The sequence below is a fragment of the Micromonospora sp. KC213 genome (assembly GCF_004348325.1).
In the GTDB taxonomy this organism is placed as follows: domain Bacteria; phylum Actinomycetota; class Actinomycetes; order Mycobacteriales; family Micromonosporaceae; genus Micromonospora.
In genome coordinates this window covers 1-3,941 of the sequence record NZ_SMKF01000287.1, presented here as the reverse complement: position 1 = coordinate 3,941, position 3,941 = coordinate 1, and the positions used below count along the sequence as shown (strand labels likewise).

The 3,941-nt window shown below is 71.4% G+C and carries 4 protein-coding genes; 2 read left to right on the top strand and 2 right to left on the bottom strand.

The genetic code is table 11. From position 1 onward, the window contains the following. Window positions 1-580 (bottom strand): tetrahydrofolate dehydrogenase/cyclohydrolase catalytic domain-containing protein (locus tag E1166_RS29750; protein ID WP_243710592.1); only part of this gene is annotated, 580 nt, incomplete at its 3' end. A 518-nt stretch (window positions 581-1,098) separates the two neighbouring features. On the opposite strand from E1166_RS29750, the gene E1166_RS29745 reads away from it, so the two are divergent. Both E1166_RS29745 and E1166_RS29740 read left to right on the top strand, forming a co-directional pair. Beyond that, window positions 1,099-1,791 carry a winged helix-turn-helix domain-containing protein gene (locus E1166_RS29745; RefSeq protein WP_132343146.1) on the top strand — a complete coding sequence of 231 codons (693 nt, stop codon included), beginning with the start codon at window positions 1,099-1,101 and terminating at the stop codon, window positions 1,789-1,791. After that, window positions 1,788-3,047 carry an MFS transporter gene (locus tag E1166_RS29740; protein ID WP_132343145.1) on the top strand — a complete coding sequence of 420 codons (1,260 nt, stop codon included), beginning with the start codon at window positions 1,788-1,790 and terminating at the stop codon, window positions 3,045-3,047. Before E1166_RS29745 ends, E1166_RS29740 begins: the two co-directional genes overlap by 4 nt. Before the next feature lie 56 nt (window positions 3,048-3,103). Here E1166_RS29740 and E1166_RS29735 read toward each other — a convergent pair. Next, window positions 3,104-3,941 (bottom strand): tyrosine-type recombinase/integrase (locus E1166_RS29735; protein ID WP_132343144.1); only part of this gene is annotated, 838 nt, incomplete at its 5' end.

Here is a 3,941-nt window from a genome sequence, read left to right as displayed (position 1 = left end):
GCGTGTACCGCGGCCAGTCCGCCACCCCCGTGTGCACCACGGTCACCGCCGCATTCGCCGTCGGCCGCTTCTGCGCCAACAACATCGCCAACGGCCGACCCAACGTGGCACCCCGACCCAGGATCACCACCTCCCGGCCCGCCACCGGGACCCCGTGAAACGCCAACAACGCCTCGATCCCCGCCGGCGTACACGGCAGCGGCCCCGGCAGGCCCAACGCCAGCCGACCCATGTTCACCGGATGCATCCCGTCGACGTCCTTGTCCGGATCCAGCACCTGCAACGCCCGGTCATAGTCCAGATGCCCGGGCACCGGATGCTGCACCAGCACCCCGTGCACACCGCGGTCGGCGGTGAAATCCGCCAACACCGCCTCCAGATCCGCCTGCGACGCCGAGCCCGGAAGATGCACGTGCGGCGACGCGAACCCCAAAAGCGCCGCCTGCCGCTGCTTGATCCGGATGTATCCGGCGCTCGCGTCATCCTCACCCACCAGCACCGTCGCCAGGGCCGGCGTCACCCCCGCCGCCCGCAACTCCGCCACACCCTCGGCCACCTCGGCCAGCACCCGATCCGCCACCGGCCCACCCGGCAACAGCCGCGCGGTCGTAGCCGTCGAAGAAGAAGAAACCGACACAGCACACCTCGCCCACGGAGGCCCAGGCGGTCGACCCCCGCGACGAGCTCCCCGATGGTCACACCCATCCCCGTGCCGCCAGTCGCGTTCCACCCCAGCCTGCCACACCGCCGCCCACCCCAGCGGCAGTTGCCGCAGTGACACTCGCCGACGGGCCGCCCGTGGTTTCCAGCCAACGACGACTACCAGGCGGGCCGGGGAGTCGACGATCTGCCGCGCGCTTCGCCGAACAGGCTCTCGGCGCGTTCGAGTCGGCTGCGCAGGTCGACGACGACGGCGTCCGTGACCACCTGGTGCAGTGATGGCCGGTACCGCCAGGTCGTGGGCACGCCGTTCGAGATCTGCCGCAGAGCTGGTCGACGAGTGCGGCGGGTCGTACCTCGCGGACCAACCACAGCGCCCGAGTCAGCCTATGCCAACAACCTGTTGCAAGGACACCTTTGCATAATTATCTTGGCAGCATGACCGAAGATCCGCACAAGCCCGGATACGACTCCACACAGGACGTGGTCCTCGACGCACGCACGCTGCGCGGTGTAGCCCATCCACTGCGCCTGCGGCTGCTCGGCTCACTGCGCCACGAAGGACCACAGACCGCCACCCAACTGGCCGCCCGACTCGGCGAGTCCAGCGCAGCAACCAGCTACCACCTCCGCACCCTGGCAGCTCACGGCTTCATCACCGACGCGCCCGAGCTGGGCCACGGCCGGGAACGCTTCTGGCGCGCCGTGCACCGCTCAACCTGGTTCGACGCCCCCGACCGGGACACGCCGGAGCGTGAACTCGGCGAGGCGTACCTGCGCACGGTCGCCCGGATCTACGCGGAGAACGTCGAGCGATCCATCACCGAGCTGGCCGACTGGCCGCAGGAATGGGAACGAGCCGCCTCCATGAGCGACCTCACGGTCAACCTGACCGCCGCCGAGGCCCGGCAGCTCGCCGACGACATGATGGCCCTGCTGGTGCGATACCGGGACCGGGCGGCACAACGGGCCGGTGACGGGTCGGAACGCGTCGCGGTGACCACCCAGTTCCAGATCTTCCCGCGACGCGGACAACTGGACGCGCTGTTGGCGACGCGAACCACAACCGCCGGCGGGCCGGGCACCACAGGTGATCAATCGTCCGGTACCGCCGACGGGGACCGACCATGAATCGACGGTCCCCGTACGGGCTGCTCATCGCCCAGGCGGTCTCGGTCACCGGCACCCGGATGTCGGTCGTGGCGCTGCCCTGGTTCGTGCTGCAGACCACCGGCGACGCCCTACTGACCGGCGTCACCGCATTCGTGGAGATGGCCGCCCTGGTCACCGCACGCATACTCGGCGGACCACTGGTCGACCGCATCGGGCCACGAACGGCCAGCGTCGGCGGCGACCTCATCGCCGGACTCGTGCTCGGCGTGGTGCCCCTGCTGTACGCCGCCGACCTGCTCGCCTATCCCGTCCTGCTCGTACTGGTCGGTCTTGTCGGTGTGTTCCGCGGGCCGTCGGACAACGCGAAGTACGCGATGGTGCCCGACGTCGCCGCCACCGCCGGCTGGAGCAACGAACGTGCCGCCGGGCTGGCCGACAGCGTGCATCGCCTCGGGTCCATGATCGGGGCGCCGCTGGGCGCAGTGCTGATCACGCTGGTCGGCGCTCCCGCGGTCATCGCACTGGACGCGGCGAGCTTCCTGCTCGCCGCCGCGCTGGTGATGACACTGGTCCGGATCCGACGGACCGAACCCGACCCGGCCCAGGCGGGCCACCGCAGCGGCGTCGGCGGCTACCTCGCCGACCTCACGGCCGGGCTGCGCTTCGTCCGGCATGACCCGTTGCTACGGGCGATCGTCGCGATGGTGCTACTGACGAATCTCCTCGACCAGGCGCTGACCACAGTGCTCATCCCGGTGTGGGCAGCCGAGCGTTTTCACGACGCCGCACCCCTCGGGATCGTGTTCGGCGCGCTGAGCGCCGGGGCCGTCGTAGGGTCGCTGCTCGTGTCGGTGTACGGCGCGCGCCTGCCGCGCTGGCGCACGTACGCCGTGGCCTTCCTGCTCGGCGCCGTCCCGCGGATCTTCGTGCTGGCGCTGCCGGTCGGACTACCGGTCATCGCGGGCGTCGCGCTCGCCGGCGGGGTACTGCTCGGGGCCATCAACCCGTTGGTGGCCGCTGCGGAGTTCGAACGCATCCCGGCCAACCTGCGGGCGCGCGTCCTCGGCGCAGTCAGCGGCCTGACCTGGGCCGGCATCCCGCTCGGCGGGCTCGTCGGCGGCGTGCTCGCATCCACGCTCGGCGCCACCGGCGGCATCCTCGCCGTGGGAACGGCGTACCTGCTGGTCACCCTCGACCCACTGATCCGCAGACGCACCTGGCGGCTGATGAACCGGCCGGCCCCAACCACCACTCTGGTCTCCGTGCCGGGCTGACCAGGCCATCACCGGCCCGAACAGCGACCACCTACCACCTCGCACGCCACCGGCGATCAGGACCCCTGAACCGGCCCCACCAGCGCCGACAACACCCGGTGCGTCCGGTTCGACCGTACCGCCGCCCGCTGCTGACCCGCCGTCACCTCGATGTACGTCTGCGACGACGCCAACGACGCATGCCCCAGCAACCGCATGATCTCCGCCGCACTCGCCCCGTCCTCCGCCAACCGCGTCGCGAAGGTGTGCCGCAACGCGTGCAACCGCGCACCCCGCGGCACCCGGTCACCGATGCCCGCCCGCCGGTAACACGAGTCCACCAGATACTGCAACCCACCCCGGCGCAGCGGCTCACCCCGCCGATCCACCAGCAACGGCGAGTCCGGCCGCACCGTACGCGAACCGAACCGCCGCGCCCGGCTCTCCAGATAGGCCACCAGCACCCGGTCCAGCTCCGGCTCGATCGGCACCACCCGCGGCCGGCCGCCCTTGCCGGCCACGTCCATCCGCCGCTCACCCGGCCGACCCGCCACCGACGACACCCGCAACGCCAGCAGCTCCGACAGGCGCAGCCCCGCGCACAGCGCCAACGCCAGCACCGCCACGTCCCGCTCCGGCCACGGATCCCGCTGCCGGGCGTCCTCACGCGCCACCGACGCCAGCAGGTGCTCGGGGGTGTCGTCGCCGCGCAACGGCTTCGGTTGGGGCAGTGGGGTACGCGGGCGGCCCACCGCCGGCATCGGATTACCGGCCACCACACCCTCGGCCACCAGGAAGGTGAAGAACGCGTTCCAGCTCGACCAGGCGCGGTGCACCGAGGCCGCGGCCCGGGGGACGGCGAAGCGGGCGAACGCGGCGCGCATCAGGCGGGGGGAGAGGTCGGCGATCATGATC

Bases quoted from the DNA above. Each gene is read 5' to 3' on its own strand.
- E1166_RS29745 (WP_132343146.1), top strand. From the start codon at position 1,099: ATGACCGAAGATCCGCACAAGCCCGGATACGACTCCACACAGGACGTG.
- E1166_RS29740 (WP_132343145.1), top strand. From the start codon at position 1,788: ATGAATCGACGGTCCCCGTACGGGCTGCTCATCGCCCAGGCGGTCTCG.